Genomic DNA, 17,970 nt, shown 5'->3' with positions numbered 1-17,970 from the left:
GCCTTTTCGGTTATTTCGGTAGCTCTGCCGGATAATACTGCAGCCAGCGCCTTAAATCCGTGCTATGGATGACACGCTTGGGATCTTCACCGACTAGGCGAAGCCGCTCCAGCAGGAAGTTGATTTCACCGGAGCCTGCCTCGATTCCTTCCTGCTCCAGCATATATTGTACTGCACTTCTGCCCGAATGCTTACCGAGTACGAACGAATGGTCCGTTCCCAGCTCAGTCGGATCAAGGGCCTGATAGGCGGCGCGCTCCTTTAGCAGACCGTTGATATGTATGCCGGATTCATGGGCGAATACCATGTCTCCCACAATTGGCTTGCCTTCGGGAATGATTCGGTTGGAGGCTTGGGACACCAGTGCAGCCAGCGGGTTCAGCAGTTCGGGACGGACGCTGCAGGTTCCTTGATATAGGTCCCTCCACGACATCACCACCTCTTCCAGCGCCGTATTACCTGCCCTTTCTCCAAGTCCCGACACCGTGGTACTGGCCCAAACAGCTCCCGCCCGCAAAGCTGCCAAAGTATTGGCAAGCGCGAGGCCATAATCATTATGACAGTGAATCTCAAGCTCCACATCCTGCGGCACGCGCGATACAAACCTGTCTATACGGGCAGCTATGGCAGCAGGATGATGAACGGACAGCGTGTCGGCATATCTGAAGCGCCGGATACCATCTCTGTAGAGCTGATTCGCCAACTGCTCAAGGAACAGGTCATCTGCCCTTGAAGCATCCTCAAAGCCTACGGAAACAGTCAATCCTTTACACTGACCGTAATCGACAGACTTGCGGATCAGTTCCGTCACCTGCTCAGGATTCATACCCAGCTTGGCCTTCATCTGCACCGTCGACACGGGAACCGAAATATGGGCCCAGCCGACACCTGTCGATTCAGCTGCATCAATATCTGTGAACACCGCGCGATTCCAGGTCATTAGCTTCATCTGAAGTCCAAGAGCAGCAATTCTGGCAATAGATCTGCACTCCGCCTTTCCCATTGCCGGAATTCCGATCTCAGCCTGCTCCACCCCCGCCGAGTCCAGCATGATGGCAATTTTAGTTTTCTCCTCGGCCGAAAAGGCAACGCCCGGAGCCTGTTCTCCGTCACGAAGTGTCGTATCACAAATATGCAACTGACTCATCTGTATCCCCTCCCGTTCCGCAACACGGACAGCGTGGGTTGCGCTTGACCGCTATGGTGCAGCTGCTCATATCCAGCACATTCATACGGTACATGCGGTCAGTGAACAGATTACCCGCATCTGTAATCCATTTGACCGCTTCCAGTGCAGCCATGCAGCCAATCAAGCCGGAGGTGGCTCCCAGGACCGGGAATCCCAGAGGTTCCCAAGGCTGTCCGCCTTCCGGGTACAGACATTCCAGGCATGCCGTCTTACCGGGATCAATGGTCATCAATGATACTTCATAGGCGTACATGGCCGCTTCTATCATCGGTCTGCCATGTCGAACACATAGTCTGTTCAGCGCATATCTTTCCGGAAAGTCATAACGTGCATCAATCACAATATCGGCTGCTTCTACCCATGGTCCAGAGGATTCTTCTGTGATTTTGTCGGCGTGGCCCTCAAGCTCCGTCTCCGGATTGATACGATGCAAATGCTGTAATGCCGTCTCCATCCGTTCCTCCCCGATTCGTCCGCTGTCCATCAGCACCTGCCGGTTCATATCGGGCAGATGGATTATGCCCTCATGGGCCAATATCAGCTTTCCCACTCCGGCAGCGGCCAGGTACATGGCCGCTGTCCCTCCCAATCCTCCGATGCCTGCAACCATAACAGTAGCCTGCTTTAGTCTGTTCTGACCTTCCACTCCCAGCAGTTTTAGCTGGCGTCCGTATCTACTGTTTTCCAGCAGTTGTACCATTCGTCCACCCCCTCCATGTGCGGCTCCCGCCTTTAAGATATTCGGTCCGCAGGATCTTGATAACTTATAGGGTTGCTCTTCCTTACAGGAGAGCTCATGATTCGGCTTTGCCGCTGCCCTCCTCAGCATGCAGGATTTTGGCAAGCCACATGGGCGGATTGCGAGCCAGCATATTCTGGAGACGCTGGACCTGCTCCTCAATGGTGCTACCGAAGGCCACCTTCACAGGCATAATGGTCCGCTTGGTAACCTGTGCGGCAGCTGAAGCGCCGATCTGTACTAGGAAGATCAGGGCACAATCCTCAATCAGGCCAATTCGGCTGGCGATCTTACCCGCCTCATTCTCATCGCCCCCCAGGGCTATCCGCCGATGCTCCAGGAACTGGACGCCTGAGTGCCGGATTTCAAATACAGTGAACATGGGACTCTGCCCAAAATGAGCATTCACAAGCACACCGTCTTCCGTCGCAAATGCAACCTTCATCCTCCCCTCCCCCTCTCGGCAAGCAATACATTGCCCACCTTATTCACCCACTCCATGGTTCCACGGTATCCGACGCTTACGGATGTGTGGGCGCCCAGCTCGTCATACACCGGCAAGCCTGCCGGTACGAACGAGGCCCCGGCCCGTGCCGCTCCCTTTCTTCCATGTGAATTGCTGATCCACAAATCAACGTCCTGCGCGCTCTCCTCTGCATCATCCAGATCACCGACCCAGACTTCCCGTTCTGTCTTTTGCAGTGCGGGCGTGCTGCAGGGTGTAATTAGCCGCTTCAGTTCCACTCCCATCTCCTCCAGCCAGGCTGCGGTCGACAGCATATGATCCGGTTCTAGCGCCACTACAGCCGAAGCACCGGAATAATAGAAATGGGCATCCAGCATGCTGTCCAACAGATTTTCACGCTGCCAGCGAAAGCGAACGGGGGCTGGCTCGCGGCTGATTTTCTGCAGAAAATGTATGAACGCATCGCTCGCGGCCAAACCAGACAGACCAGCGAACAAGTGGTAGGGAATGCCTGCAGCATGAGTCAGCCTGCGCGCCGGACGCTCCATGCTCGCGCCAATGGCAATCGTGCAGGAAGACTCCAGCATCTGGCAGGCTGAATCCAGCGGAGTCCCCCCTCTCGTCAAAGGGGAAAAGCCTGTCAGCAGGTGACCGGACAAGGAAGTGGAAATATCGGGGAGCGTAATAACCTCCAGGCCGAAGGAAGCGATAATATCCTTGATTTCCATGACATCTCCGGCAGTCAGATAAGAAGCCGGCAGCAGATTGACCTGCGTCCGGCGCTGTTTTTTGGGGGACTTGCCTCCGGCCAACCCGAGTACGGCATCCATTAGCGACTCTACTGTACTACTGTAGCCCGTCTCCAGAGAGCCGTGAAAATCAGGCAGCGATACAGAAAACAGCAAACTGTCTTTCAAGGCCCGTTCTCGCTTGAACGCCTTTACCCTGGACTGAAAATCAACGCCTGCCACCTCGGTGAGGGCCGTGCTGATAACGCCGATAACATCTGGATGGTGCTTGGACCAGATATGATCCAGCGCCTCTTCCAGATTCCGGTCTGCGTCAAATATAACGTCCATCTCTTGCAGCGCAGAGGTTTGAACGGCAATCGGCTCTCGAAAATGGCGAGTTAGCAGTGCCTTGGAGAAGGCCGAGCAGCCCTGAGCGCCGTGCAGCAAAGGCATTGAGCGATACATCCCCTGCAGAGCCAGTACGCCGCCCAAAGGCTGTCCTACCTTGAGCGGGTTGACACTGACAGGCTTCGTGGCGGATTTAATCGGCAAATTCCGTCTCCTCCTCCCATGGAGCCAACTTGGCGGTCAGCTCCCATACCGGATGCTGCAGCGTATGCACAAGCTGTTTCGCCAGAGACAACAGCCCGTCATAGCCCGCATAGGCTTTGTGCCGCTCCTGATTGATGTCCACAAAAGGAATCTGTTCCTTAAGCGCCATATACATGTTCCGGCCCCCGGCAATGACCATGTCTGCCTTGCGGCTCCGTACGGTCTTGAGAATCTGCCGGGCACCGCCTTCCGGGATGTATTCCGCATCATCCCCGATACGGTCAGCAATCCGGGATACATCCTCGGCAGTGCTCTTGTTCGTGCCTACACCAACCACCTTAATGCCCAACTCCTGCAAAGCCGTAATGACAGACCAGCTCTTTACGCCCCCGGTATAGAGCACTGCCCGCTTTCCTTTCAACTGCTTGCGGTAGGGCTCCAGCTCCAGCGATAGCCTCATTTCCTCCCGTGCGGCCAGCTTATCCACCCGTCGCTCTACATCCCGATCTCCGGTCAGGTAAGCCATCTGCTGCAAGGAATAACTCGTCTCCTTCGCTCCATAAAATGAACCTTCAAAATAAGGAATGCCGTATTTACGCTCCATTTGGACTGCTAGGCCCAGCAAAGCTCGGCTGCATACGACCATGTTGGCCTTGGCACGATGCGCCCATCCCACCTCACGGAACCGACCGTCCCCGGTAATTCGGGACAGGATAGTCATTCCCGTCTGCTGCATCAGCCGCTCGATATGCCACATCTCGCCCGCAATATTGTATTCCCCGATGAGATTGATATCATGGGAGGTTGTCTGTTCCGGCTCGGTACTGCCGATAATATGCTGGAACAATACATCTCCGGCCAGCCGGGTCCCGAGATTCTTACTGCCCACAAATCCCGGACTGTTCACCGGAATGATCGGCGTCCCCAGCCGTTCCGATTCAGCCTTGCAGACCCCCTCGATATCTTCACCAGTGAGGGCTGTGACACATGTTGTATAGACAAATACAGCGGGAGGAGCAAAACGGCTGACAATGTAGCGAATCGATTCATGCAGCTTCTGTTCACTACCAAAAATGATGTCCTGTTCTCCAAGATCCGTAGTGAAGCCATACGCCGACAGCTCCGGGCCGCTGGACAAGCTTCCTCTGCTCTCCCAGCTATTGCCGAGGCAGGCAATCGGCCCGTGCACCAGATGAGCCGCATCAGCAATGGGGATCAGTGTAATCTGGGCCCCGTCAAAGGAGCAGCCACCCGAAGCCTCCCCCGGCACAGGCCGGGGACAGGGCGTGCTTTTGGGAATTTTGTTACCGCAGGATACCTCCAGCCTTCCATTAGACACAGCCGGCTCCATCCGCACACCCCCTTATTTCAGATAGAATCCATTGAAATCACAAGCCCAAGCTGCCAACTTCCATCTACGCGGTACAGCAATTAGCGCACCAGATCAAAGCTATGATCCGGGGCCTGCTCTTCCATGACATCCAGTACGGTATTCACGAATTGGGTAAGCAGATTCAGCGCACCCTGGTAGCCGATAATCGGATAACGATGCAGATGATGCCTGTCGAAGATCGGAAAGCCCACACGGAGTAAAGGAATTTTCGCCTCTTTCGCTGCAAACTTCAGATGGGAACTGCCAATAGCCAGATCCACCGGGTCCTGGAACAGCAGCGAACGCATGTGCCACAAATCCTGACCGGAATGAACCGTGGCTTCTGCACCGTAAGGGCTGGACTTCAGCAGAAGCTCTGCTTCCTTCTCAAATTTTCGGTCCCCATTGGAGCAAACAATATGCACCGGCTCCATGCCCAGCTCCAGACAAAAGCCAATCAGGCCGATGAGCATGTCCGGGTCTCCCGCCATAGCCACTCGTTTGCCGTGCAGATAAGCATGCGAATCCATCATGGCATCCACAATTCGGGCGCGCTCTTGCTTCAATGCCTCGGGAATCTCTCTTCCTGATAGACGACTGATCTCTTCAAGTAAGCGATCTGTAGCCCGGATGCCCAGCGGTGTGGAGATGGAGAACACCTGCTGCCCCCAGGTTTGCTTCATATAGCCTAATGTTTTACGAAGAGAGTACTGTTGGATCGCCAACGTGCCGGTAGCATCTGCGGCCTTGGGCACATCCTCAAGCGGCGTTCCCCCGTAATAGTAGCTGTACTCTCCAGTAGCCCCTGAATCAAAATTACTGCTGTGGTCACCCAGAATGGTATACGGTACACCGAACAATCCGAGTATGCGCCGCATTTCGGCAAAATTGCCCGTATACCCGTCAAAACCGAGCAGTACATTCAGGTTCAATTCATGACCAGGCTGCGCCGTCCGGCCTGACTTGTTATACAGCGTCTCCAGTACAGAGCGCAGCATGGCGTCATAGCCTGTAATATGTGAACCAGAGAAGCTGGGGGTATTAGCAAAAGGAACCGGCATATCCTCAGGAAGGGCTCCCTCCTGACGGGCATTGGCCAGGAAGGCGGACAGATCATCCCCGATCACCTCTGCCATACAGGTCGTGCAAACCGCAATCATTTCCGGCTGATACAAGGCAATGCAGTTCTCTATACCGTCAATGAGGTTGCGCATGCCGCCGAATACGGCGGCATCCTCGGTCATCGAGGTGGAGACGGCAGGAACAGGCTCTTTGAAGTGGCGGGCAAGATGGCTACGGAAATAAGCCGTACAGCCCTGTGAGCCATGAATGAACGGGAGCGTTTTTTCAAAGCCCAGTGCAGCCATAACCGCTCCCAGTGGCTGACAAGCCTTGGCCGGATTCACGACTACGGCTGTACGGGCAAAATTCTTGTCTTTGTATTCCTTGGTCTTGGTGTACTCCAGGGTGTCGGTAACCTCCTCCAGCGAACATGGGGCCTCGAAGGCTCGTTTCTCCTCACGCTGGCACACATATTTATCCTGCCGAAACAGCTGATTGTGATCGACAATATTCAGACGTTCGCTCATACCGGCACCTCCGCAGTCTGCCGGGACGGCAGCAGGCTCCATACTGGACTGTTTATGGTCATATCCATATCACGTGCAAAAATCTTGAAGCCGTCAAAACCATGATAAGGCCCGCTGTAATCCCATGAGTGCATTTGACGGAAGGGAATGCCCATTTTGTGATACACGTATTTCTCCTTGACTCCGGCGCCCATTAAGTCAATATTCAGCCGCTGGGCCAGTTCCTCCAGCTCATAGGCAGTTGGATCATCGTACAGAATGGTGCCTTCTTTTACATCGGGAAACGTCTTTTCGTAATCATCCTTATGGGCAAATTCATAGCCTGTAGCCACAATTTCCATACCCAGATCCTCATAGGCACCGATGGTATGCCTTGCCCGCAGCCCGCCAATCAGAAGCATCACCTTTTTACCTTCCAGACGTGGGCGGTATTTACGGATGACCGCCTCCATCTGCGGCATATATTGGGCGATGACCTGCTCACATTTTTCCTGAATCGTCTCGTCGAAGCGGGCAGCAATCGCTCTGAGGCTCTCCATCGTCTTGGTCGGGCCAAAGAAGTTATATTCCATCCAGGGAATTCCGTATTCCTGCTCCATCGTTGTGCACATATAATTCATGGAACGATGACAATGGATCAGGTTGAGCTTGGATTTATGCGCAATCCCCAGCTCATTGATCGTACCGTCACCCGACCACTGCGCTATGACCCGCAGTCCCATTTCCTCCAGCAAAATGCGTGAGGCCCAGGCATCACCGCCGATATTGTAGTCTCCGATAATGGAGACATCATAAGGCCCGCACTCCTTCAGTTCTCGGCGCCCCATTAGAAAATCGCGGATAGCATCATTGGCAATGTGATGGCCCAGAGACTGACTCACCCCGCGAAAGCCCTCACAGCGTACAGGAATGACCGGAATGCCCAGCTCCTCTGTCATCTTCTTGGCCACGGCCCCGATATCATCACCAATCAGTCCGACCGGACATTCAGATTGCACGGAGATGCCCTTAGCCAGCGGGAACATCTCCTTAATTTCCCTGCAGATCACCTCTAGCTTCTTATCTCCGCCGAACACGATATCCTTTTCCTGAAAATTGCTTGTAATCTGCATGGCGGTAAAATTATCGATTCCCAATACCCCATTCGCATAATTGCGTCGGGTACCCCAACTGTACTGTCCGCAGCCGATGGGACCATGGCTAATGTGCACCATGTCTTTAATCGGGCCCCATACCACACCCTTGGAGCCTGCATAAGCACAGCCCCTTGCTGTCATGACGCCAGGCCGTGATTTCATGTTGGACTTGATGAAACAGGTTCCGCAGTTCACAAGCTCCTCATCCGCGATCTCAAAATGCTTGGTCCGGTCCTTCTTGGCCTTCTTGGGATATACCTCCAGTATCTCCTCTACGATCTGCTTACCCTTATCCACAATACTGCTCATTTGGCCTATTCCTCCCTCCTGCGAGCTGCGCGTTCAGCTCCTCCCATCATCACGATGGTTCCGTCATTAAGCCTTCTGGCTGCAGCCTACTGCCCGGACGCCTCAGCTTTGTTAATTGCGGTTTCTTCATCCTCAATAATGCCGAATTCCATCAATAGATCCTCCAGATCTTCCATGGAAATGGGCGTGGGAACCGTCAGCATATCGTTATTCAAAATCTTACCTGCCAGCTCTTCATACTCCGCAGCCTGCTTATGTTCCGGGTTATATTGAGTAACAGTCATACGGCGCAGCTCAGCGTGCTGCACAACATTGTCACGCGGCAAAAAGTGGATCATCTGCGTGTTCAGTCTTCTTGCAAGCTCTGTGATCAATTCCGCTTCCAGGTCCGTATTCCGGCTGTTGCAGATTAAGCCGCCCAAACGCACCCCGCCGCTGTTGGCATACTTCAAGATCCCGCGCGCAATATTGTTGGCAGCGTACATAGCCATCATCTCGCCTGAGCATACAATGTAGATTTCCTGCGCCTTCTTCTCCCGGATCGGCATGGCGAACCCCCCGCACACGACGTCCCCCAGTACATCGTAGGATACGAAATCCAGCCCTTCGTAGGCCCCCTCTTCCTCCAGAAAATTAATGGCTGTGATGATACCGCGTCCTGCACAGCCGACACCGGGCTCTGGCCCGCCGCATTCCACGTTCAGAATATCACCGAAGCCCTTCTGGACAACATCCTCCAGTTCCAAGTCCTCCACCGTACCCCTTTCAGCTGCCAGATGCAGCACAGTCTGTTGGGCCTTCGTATTCAGAATAAGACGGGTGGAGTCTGCCTTGGGATCACAGCCTACGATCATAATTTTTTGTTTGAATTTGGTCGCGAGTTGAGCCAGTGTATTCTGCGAGGTTGTCGATTTGCCGATACCGCCCTTACCGTAAAACGCAATTTGTCTCATATTTTCTCAGCCTCCAAAATATTCAATGGGTAAATCCGAATGATTGCCCTTAACTCCCTTATTACGCTTACTTTTCTTACCTGTCTGCACAGGATACATATAACGCAGAAATTTTACATATTCCAGAACGGACTCCTCAATATCCCCGCCGCACACAATAGGCAGCACGCCCGCTTCCTGCAATGCCTCTTTGGGGGCTTCGCCTATGCCGGACGACAGCAGCAATGCACAATCATGTACCATGGAAAGGATCTCCTTGATCGTCTCGGCCTTATCTCCATTGCAATCGGCTTTCCCGTGACAATAGGATTGCACCTTACGAATGCCTATGAAATTTACAATGGTCCCATCGCTTTCATAGATCATAAATTCCTTGGCACGACCGAAATGCTGATTCACCTTCCCTCCACCACGACTAGCCACAGCGATTAGGACTGGCTTTGAGGTAAAGCTCGCTTCAGGCTTATCCCCAGATAACGGGCAGCTACAACCAGCCCCGGTTGACGGTTGTTTATGGTGTGATCGTCCCTCCTTGCGTTCCATTCTCACTCTCACCTTCTCATCCAGTTCTTTCTGAAATTGTGCCCTTGCCCCTTCATCCATGGGAGGAGCAGCCGCTATGTTCTCCCATGTAAAATCCTGATTACGGTCCTCGCCCAGCAGTCCAATTGCATCCGCCCTGCACTGACGGCAATGGCGCATAATGACAGCCCCCGCTTCAGCACATTGCTCCTGCAGCTGCCGGACCAAACGGGGACGGGGGGCCTGCATCCCTGCCTGCTCATACCGACTACCAGGTGCGATGATGAGCGGCATAATATTGTGCAGCACCGCGCCATGCTCCTTGACCACCCTGGCTACCTCCGGTAGATGGGCATCATTGACTTCGGGAATTAGCACCGAGTTCACCTTGCACAATACGCCTCTCGAAGCTAGCATCTTCAAGCCTGCCAGCTGGCGGTCAATCAACAGCCGTGCGGCCTCCTCCCCTGCATAGCGTTTTCCTTCATCATAGACCCATCCATAAATGCGGCTCCCCACCACTGGATCTACAGCATTGATCGTGATCGTGACATGCGAAATGCCCAGCTCTACAATCCTGTCGATATGCCTGATCAAGGTAAGGCCATTCGTGCTGAGACAGAATATGACATCCTTAACTGTCTCACGAACCCGGCGGAAGGTATCGAAGGTCGCCTCCGCATTGGCCAGCGGATCTCCAGGTCCCGCAATGCCGACAACGGACAGCTGCATGAGCTGTGCCGCTACGCCATAGGTCTTGCTCGCCGCCTGCTCCGGCGTGAGCAGTTCACTAACAACACCGGGACGGCTTTCATTGACGCAATCGAATTTGCGGTTGCAATAATGGCACTGAATATTGCATGCCGGGGCTACTGGAAGATGAATGCGCGCAAAATAGCGATGTGCCTCTTCGTTATAACAAGGATGTCGTCTGAGGGTATCCATTGCTAAGGGGGTTTCCGAGAGATCAACTAAAGAGTCCATTCATTCCCTCCTCTCCACGTTATATTACCTTACATAAATCTCTGTTTTTGTCTGGAATATAATTACATCTTAGAGACAGGGACAAATACAGTCAATTCACTTCTCCATGAAATCCCTGACATTTATCCTCAATTCACATATGTGTCAAATTTTACGTCAAGTAATATATCGTACACTTTACATGTGCGCGGTTACATTTCATATTCTCAATAACATCAAGACGTAAAAAAAGAGAGTCCGTAAATACGGCTCTCCTTTTGAGATAAGAAACTTTAATTTTTTATTATATATTTTGGGAAATAGTCTCCGCTTATCATTCCTTCACATCTATTTTCGTCCCATCGACTATCGTTCCATCGACTTCTTTTTCATCTACCTCTGCTGCCTCTACTTCATCCGCTTCGTCACTGCTCTCTTCCTCTATTAAGGCTTTTGGCGTGTAGAGCTTGGGAATCGGCACATTCGCCCAATCCATATCGGATGCAAAATAAAAGCTCGTGTAGGACGGCTGGTTATACCCGGTATTTTGACGCGCCACATCCGTGCGATACTGCGGATCATGCATCAACGTGTACAATTTATGCGTCGTAGGTTCTGTGCTCAGATAGATACGGATGGCTGAGCTATCCGCTGTACGGACGAGCATTTCCTCCCGCCAATCTCCGAAAATGTCGGCTACCAGCGATGGAGTTCCTTTCGTATAGTTATTCGTTTTGGTTCCAGTAGCGGTCAGCAATGTACCTCGTTTCCAATCCTCAATGGTTGGGGTTACATCAATTGCGCCGTTTACGATTTGTGTGGTCATATCAGCTGCCCATTTGATACTCATATTGGTACCCGGCATCTTCGTATCCAGTTGTTTGCCCGCTGCGGTCCACAGGCCTATGGCCCAGGTCTCCAGACCTCGCTGATCCGGGTCTATGTCACCGACCATTCCCCGACCTGTATCCTTGCCGGAATATGCGCCGTAAATGATTTCACCTGTTTTGGCATCCCGCAAAGAATAGCCATATGGAGCGTAAGTGCCACCTTCATGTACCATAAAGATTTCTTTGCCGGGGCGATCCGGGTCAATATCGGTTACATGCAGTGCATCGCCGTGCCCCAATCTGGCGGTTTGACCCGGAGTTGCACTTTCAGGAGGCATGACATCAAATGAGCTGTACAACAGGCTGCCATCATGGTCAATCGTGGCGGAACCGTATACGATTTCGTCCTTGCCGTCACCGTCCACTTCCACCACGCTCAAAGAATGCGCTCCCTGTGTGGTCAAGGTGCCAAATTTCGGGTCCGTTCCATCACGCCCGTGCGGACCATCGTTAAATGGATTGGTCATTGGTGTCCAGCCACTGTCCACCATCCAATGTTTTTGGAGATGGCGACCATCCCATGTGTAGGTGGCCAAAGTGGAACGCGTATAATAGCCGCGTGCAAATACGGCATACGGCTTGCGGCCGTCCAGATAGGCCACACCTGCCAGGAAGCGGTCTACACGGTTGGCGGGTTCAATTCGGGCCATGGCGTAGTCGCCCCACATGAGGCCATGGTCATGACGCTCCGGCTCATAGCGGACGGTATCCAGCTCAGCTCCCGTTTTCCCCTTGAAAATTGTCAAATACTCTGGTCCATCGACAATAAAGCCCTCGAACTCTCTCAGCTTGTTTTTGTCGCTCCGTGATGGTGCATATACATCCATAAAGTAGTCTGTCAGGCTTTCCGCATCCTTTCGGGATAACGGATAACTGTACTTCGGAGCGATGCCAAAGCATTCCTCCAGCGTAGCAGGCCATTGTCCCTTGACCACTTCTTCATGCTTCGTCCAGTTCATGAACATGTTCACCACATGCTCATAATAATCCGAACGACTCAAACGGTAATCGTCCTCATGTGTAATCCCTGCTTTGCGATCCTCACGTGGCAGAGTAATATACTTTTCTTTTTTCGCCTTGCCCTTCTTATCAAAAGAAATCGTTTTGGTCCCTGGAGCCGTTTTGAACATCAGCTCGGCTTTACCATCGCCGTCAAAATCGTACACCATCATCTGTGTATAATGCGCACCTGATCGAATATTCACGCCTAGGTCGATCCGGTACAGCAGCTTGCCTTCGGCCGTATACGCATCAACATACGTATTTCCGGTATACCCCTTCTGAGATACATCTTTGGAGTTCGACGGGTCCCATTTTACAAAAAACTCATATTGCCCGTCTCCATCCACATCCCCCACACTCATATCGTTGGCCGAATAAATATAGGCTTCACCTGCCGGGGTTACTCCATCAGCAGGCTTTTGGAGAGGAAGTTCATAGTAACCCTGCTGCCATGGCTTCACTTTAGCGCTAAGATCCTTTTCCCGCCCATTAACGACTGAAGCTACTCTGTATACTGATTTACCATTCCCTTCCTTATCCACATAGTTGGTACTGTCGGTCACTGTCGCAATCTTCTTACCGTCACGGTATACGTTGAAGTCCGCTCCTGTCAGCCCCGTTGAACCGTAACCGTTCACTTCTTGAGCCAATAACCGCCAGCTTAAAAAGACCCCTTCCTGCGTCACCGCAGCTACCAGTCCGCGATCCAACTTTTCCAGCTGAATGCTACCGCTACGGTTCTGTTCAACTGCAATGGCTGATTCCGCCTGTAGTGTCGGTTCGGACAAATCTTCCGCAGCCACTCCTCCAGTCGTGCCCGTCATCGCCAGCATGGTTGCCAGCGCAGCGGTCAAGGTTCCCTTTCGCCATGCGCCTTTCCTTTGAGCCATTCAAGTCGTCCTCCTCAATTGTATTGTGATGACAAGCAAGTACGCCAAAATGATTGCGCTTACATAAATTAAATTCCCTATTATTATAGTTTTGCCGTTCCCTCAAACGCGTTTAAATATCCGAGGATTTCCCTACACAAATCCGTGTTGTTTACTCATTCCAAATAAAACAGCCCCCACCAAGACTGTATGAAAACGGCATGTCGAGGGCTGAAGATAGGTCTAAATATTCGCATAAACGCAAAAGGAAATAAAAAACGGACAGTGGATTGTTCCCATTGTCCGTTTTCGTATTTTTCGCGCTAGTTACGGATTAGGATTCGTCTTGATTACTGCAACCTAGTGAGGGACAAATGAACTGAAATCGTCCCTGCTCGACTGATCCGCATGATAAAATACTACATCCCCGTCCTGTAAATGAAAGGTATGCCCGTACGGGTCCTTTATCTCTCGGCGGTAACCCTCCAGTTGCCACTGGTTCAATAGCGGGCCATTTATATACTGTAAATGCGGATGCTCGGTGTCACCCTGACGCAGTGACTCCAAATTAAAGCGAACGACGATAAAGCCTGTTTTCTTAAATATATCCGTATGCTCGTTAAGCTCCTGACGGCGACTGACCTCGCGCAAATCTGTGCCTTTGGTGACTGCGTACACATCAGCAGGCAGGCTATATTCACCATACCAGCGCTGAATCGACGCATTAGCGCGATCCACATTGACCCCATCCGGCAGGTCTGTCTTCGGACCCATCAAGGTACGCACAGCCGCAGGCAGCACCAGCCAGTCGTAACGTCCAATCCAGGTCTTGCTGCGTGCAATACGGTGGGCATACAGAGAAACATAGCGTTCCAGCGTCGACTGGCTTTGCTGTGCTTCACTCAGCTCATGCTTGTATTGGTAGGCTCCCGTGTCCTGCATTTCCTCCATCGGCACATTGCGCAGCCGTTCATTCAAAATAACATATCGCTTCTCCCGGTCCTCCGCCGATCCCAAACGGATAAATTTCCGGTTGCCGGAGTGTGTATACAGATCCACCTCTCCCCGCTGTCGCCCATCTTTGCTCACCCAATAAAACGATGGCGTGATGCGAATACCGTCCTTGGCGCTAAACATATTGCCTTTGGTTTTGAGATCAAACTTGAAATGATAGCCTGTCTTGACCGACACATTTGCATAACCTTCATGTGGGTGACTGCCGGGACGAATGGGCAAGGTGAATGGCTCCTGGTTCCCTCTCGGTAACCCGTCAATATTGCCAAGCCCCGTCCAATAGGACAGGCCGCTATGCGTCGGGCTCCCTTTTCGTTGCCGAAACACCCGCTCCCAATGGTAATCGGCAATATCCGTGATATGAAAATCATACATCCGTCCGATGACCTCTATATTTACCACATCATTGGCGACATGATGGGCGATATCCGTGTTGGCATGGCGCTGTTCAGTGAACCCGTCCGGTGCATTTTCGGCAATGGTACGGAACTCAACTGTGTAGTTGCCTTCATCTACCCACACGGGAAGATAAAAGTCTGTGTTGAGCTGCAGCACTGGAATGTCGATCCAGGTACCCCGCGGATAAAAATGCGTCTTTCCTTTGTCGTACACATCGAACGGAAAGCGAACCTGCTTGGTTCGTACATATTTGGCATACTCCCGATCACCATATCCGGGAATATCCAAATGTGGTCCCGCTGTTGAAATCGTCACCCGGAAAGGTCGCTCCAAAATAAGTGCGGATCGTCCCTTCGTAGGTTGGGTTTTCTGATTATGAGCAGCATCGTCCGACACTTTAGACAGATTCACTACGGGAGTGTGGACAGTCACCGTATTAATTCCCTGTATCGGGAACGTTTTATCCGCACCTCCATTGATATTTCCTTTGAGAATAGCGTAAGTGATGTCACCGCTGCTGGGCGTATTGGGTTTATTGATCTTATGCTTTTCAATCATATGGCCCGGGCTGTACAGGATATCCAACCCGATTTTTACGGGTTCAGGGATTTTGCCAGGAGTCGGCCCCTTTTCCTTGACACGCTGGTGGTCCATGATCGTTTGACCGTTGAATTTCACAGTATCGTTTTCAACTTCCACGTCTGGTGTAGCCTTCTGGGCCACAGGCTCCAGTGATCTTTGTTCATTGGGCACCTTCGGCATACTCTTGCCGCCATAAATATAAAGTGAACCCCCATCGACGATGCCCGGAGAAGGAGCCGGATAGTATTTTCCGTTGGTCGCTGATTCTACAGACGGCGGCGTGTAATTCCTTGGTGGAATCGTAATACTACCTCCCGGCAGTGCATAGTTGCGTAGCTGCGCGTTCTTGATACCGTACACCTCAAGGTTGTCGATCACCCAGTAGGAGTACGGTTTCACAATTTCGTATTTGTAATACTCCACGACCTTCATGTGCCGGGTATCGTTGATATCTTCCCATTCCAGATCATACGTGCGCTTCAGCTTGACGTTGTAGGTGCACTCGCCTTTGAGCTGTTGGTAGGTGTTTTGAAAAAGGTAATTCCGGGCCAGCACGTTTCCGTACAGGCTTTCAGAAGTTGGAATACCCTTGGCTACATCAAAACGTGACGCGCCTCGCTGATCGGCTTTAATAACGGCAGATACTGTCGGGTCCAATTCGGCAGTTTCCAAGCGCAGACCTGGAACGGGGCGGGAGCAGACAACACCTTTCGTTGGCTGTTCATGATCTTGACAATCCGAGGGTGCTCCCTCTTGGCTTTCTCCAGGCTTAGGACAGCCCTGAGCTTCTTTGTAATACAAGTAAGCGGTAAACTGTTCAAAAGAACCGTCATAGGTAAACCCGGGTACAATTCCCGGCAAAATATCTCCGCTTGGCGGTTTACCTGTCGTGCTTTTCTTATAACCCACATACTCATATTTCGGGTTGGTTGGCGGGGTAAAATCATACGGTTGATCAGCTTTCAGTTCATCTTCTAATGGTGTAAATACGTTGTTAAGAGATTTTCCGTCAGTGGTAAAATGCTTGACGATTAGACCACTCTCCAGTTCAATCTTGAACAGGATGGGCTGGTAAATGCGGTACGCTTCAACATTAGCAGCACAATTCGGACAGGATTCATCCTTGATATTTTTAGGTCTAAAGGCATTCAATTTCATGTTTACAGTTATCGGAATAATTGTAGTATCCGTGCCGATTCCTTTCTTTTGAAAAGGACGAATATTTCCATCGGTCGTTCCAAGACTTATAGAATCACTGTATTCTGCGTAGCTATCTTGTCGCGATTCACTAAAATATTTGGATGGATCTGATGCCGTATATAGTCGAGCCTCAACGTTTTTAATCTTCCTTCCTGGAAATTGAAACTTGTATGTGAAAGTGGCCTCCCCATCCATACCTTTGTTGGGTTGTTTATGATCGGTGACCCATATATTACTGCTATTTTTCCACATGTCAAAGTACATCATACCAACAAAGTAGCGATCATTCTTATCTGCAAAATAGGAGAGCGGCGTAACTTCCGTATCTGCTGCTACTTTGTCAATGGGAAAATAAAAAGGCGGGAGTTGCAATAGCAACAGAACCCCCGCCAGCAATACGACCATAATACGTTTGGCCTTCTTCATCAGTCTAATTTCCTTTCCACGGATTGACCATCAACGGAATAAAGTCATCTGCTGCCAAGCGGAATCCGATATATTCAATATCTCGCAACTTAAAGGATTTATAGTTCTTAATCCCGTTAAAAAGCTCATCTCCTGATGAATAAATAGGGTAATATAACATTCTTGTACCATCGCCGTTGTCCGTAGTCAGTTCTTCAACAGCATAACGATAGCGTGTATCATTATTCTTTGAGATGTAGAAAAGATTCCCTGCGGTAGATTTAGTTTTGGCTCTAATTCTTAGGTAAGGCGTACCTTTTGTGTTGGTATAAGGTTCAATACTGTAAACGTCACGTACTAGCTTTAGAGGCAGGTCAGAAACTTTGAAAATCATCACTTTGTCATATACTTTTCCTTGGGCATCTTTTAAAAGATATGGGTTAGACGTGAACGCCTTCTTATACGGCTCAATACTCACCACCTGATGCCCCGTATCCTCCAGCGCAGCAATTTCCTTCTTTCCAATCCAGACCCAGCGACTGACCTTATCCCACTCCACCGTTTGCCCCAGACCCTCACTTACCAACCGCAGCGGCACAAAAGTACGGTTTTGCTTCAAAATAATCTTCGTCTCATACGTTTTGGTCTGCCCATCCACGGTAGCGGTGTTTTGACCCACTGTCATGTTAACAGCATGGGCATCATTTTTAATCGACACAGCCAATTGACCGCCTGTTTTCTCCCAGCCTACCTTAGCCCCTAGCGCTTCGGATACAAAACGAATCGGAACCATCACATAATCGTTACTATCCTGAAAAGGTTTAGCATCTGGAAACTGTATTTTTTTCGCGTTTAACAAGACTTCAATGGGCTTGGTGCTGCTTGCCGCCTCCGTCGTTGGAATCGTAATTGTCGCGCCCCATAGCAACGTGACTGCGGTCAAACTCAACATCCATTTTTTCATACTCATCTCTCTATCCCCTTTGTCGGCTTAAACTTTAAACTATGTATATCATCTCTAATTTCATAAACTTATCGCATCCCCACTTTCGGAAAATACTGGATACAACTTATATATTATAGGGTTT

General features: G+C 51.1%; 12 protein-coding genes. All 12 read right to left on the bottom strand.

The genetic code is table 11. The features are described 5' to 3' along the window. Nucleotides 1-10 precede the first annotated feature (10 nt). Nucleotides 11-1,147: a homocitrate synthase/isopropylmalate synthase family protein gene (locus tag MKX46_RS20890; RefSeq protein ID WP_341071738.1), complete on the bottom strand. Its 1,137-nt coding sequence runs from the start codon at nucleotides 1,145-1,147 to the stop codon at nucleotides 11-13. After that, nucleotides 1,125-1,889: a HesA/MoeB/ThiF family protein gene (locus MKX46_RS20885; RefSeq protein WP_341071737.1), complete on the bottom strand. Its 765-nt coding sequence runs from the start codon at nucleotides 1,887-1,889 to the stop codon at nucleotides 1,125-1,127. Before MKX46_RS20885 ends, MKX46_RS20890 begins: the two co-directional genes overlap by 23 nt. Before the next feature lie 94 nt (nucleotides 1,890-1,983). Beyond that, on the bottom strand, nucleotides 1,984-2,373 hold the full coding sequence (locus MKX46_RS20880; protein ID WP_341071736.1) for a NifB/NifX family molybdenum-iron cluster-binding protein: 390 nt from the start codon (nucleotides 2,371-2,373) through the stop codon (nucleotides 1,984-1,986). Further along, nucleotides 2,370-3,677 carry a nitrogenase iron-molybdenum cofactor biosynthesis protein NifN gene (gene nifN / locus MKX46_RS20875; RefSeq protein ID WP_341071735.1) on the bottom strand — a complete coding sequence of 436 codons (1,308 nt, stop codon included), beginning with the start codon at nucleotides 3,675-3,677 and terminating at the stop codon, nucleotides 2,370-2,372. Before nifN ends, MKX46_RS20880 begins: the two co-directional genes overlap by 4 nt. Next, entirely contained in the window at nucleotides 3,667-5,028 is a 1,362-nt protein-coding gene (gene nifE, locus MKX46_RS20870; protein WP_341071734.1) for a nitrogenase iron-molybdenum cofactor biosynthesis protein NifE, read from the bottom strand. Before nifE ends, nifN begins: the two co-directional genes overlap by 11 nt. An 80-nt stretch (nucleotides 5,029-5,108) precedes the next feature. Further along, the gene (nifK, locus tag MKX46_RS20865) at nucleotides 5,109-6,638 is read right to left on the bottom strand and encodes a nitrogenase molybdenum-iron protein subunit beta (protein ID WP_341071733.1); all 1,530 of its coding nucleotides are present in this window, start codon (nucleotides 6,636-6,638) and stop codon (nucleotides 5,109-5,111) included. Next, on the bottom strand, nucleotides 6,635-8,083 hold the full coding sequence (gene nifD, locus MKX46_RS20860; RefSeq protein ID WP_341071732.1) for a nitrogenase molybdenum-iron protein alpha chain: 1,449 nt from the start codon (nucleotides 8,081-8,083) through the stop codon (nucleotides 6,635-6,637). Before nifD ends, nifK begins: the two co-directional genes overlap by 4 nt. 86 nt (nucleotides 8,084-8,169) lie before the next feature. Continuing rightward, nucleotides 8,170-9,036, bottom strand: coding sequence for a nitrogenase iron protein (gene nifH, locus MKX46_RS20855; protein ID WP_023987270.1), 867 nt, complete (start codon nucleotides 9,034-9,036; stop codon nucleotides 8,170-8,172). Nucleotides 9,037-9,042: 6 nt separating this feature from the next. Then, nucleotides 9,043-10,542, bottom strand: a complete 1,500-nt coding sequence (gene nifB, locus MKX46_RS20850) for a nitrogenase cofactor biosynthesis protein NifB (protein ID WP_341071731.1) — start codon at nucleotides 10,540-10,542, stop codon at nucleotides 9,043-9,045. 313 nt (nucleotides 10,543-10,855) lie between these two features. Beyond that, nucleotides 10,856-13,303: a rhamnogalacturonan lyase gene (locus MKX46_RS20845; RefSeq protein ID WP_341071730.1), complete on the bottom strand. Its 2,448-nt coding sequence runs from the start codon at nucleotides 13,301-13,303 to the stop codon at nucleotides 10,856-10,858. 339 nt (nucleotides 13,304-13,642) lie between these two features. Then, entirely contained in the window at nucleotides 13,643-16,903 is a 3,261-nt protein-coding gene (locus tag MKX46_RS20840; protein WP_341071729.1) for a DUF5704 domain-containing protein, read from the bottom strand. 4 nt (nucleotides 16,904-16,907) lie between these two features. Continuing rightward, on the bottom strand, nucleotides 16,908-17,852 hold the full coding sequence (locus tag MKX46_RS20835) for a stalk domain-containing protein (protein WP_341071728.1): 945 nt from the start codon (nucleotides 17,850-17,852) through the stop codon (nucleotides 16,908-16,910). Nucleotides 17,853-17,970 lie beyond the last annotated feature (118 nt).

Origin of the sequence: Paenibacillus sp. FSL P4-0113, from assembly GCF_038009305.1 — a bacterium.
Classification (GTDB): Bacteria; Bacillota; Bacilli; order Paenibacillales; family Paenibacillaceae; genus Paenibacillus; species Paenibacillus polymyxa_D.
Note: the sequence above shows the minus strand (reverse complement) of the source record. Positions and strands in the feature narration are given on the sequence as shown.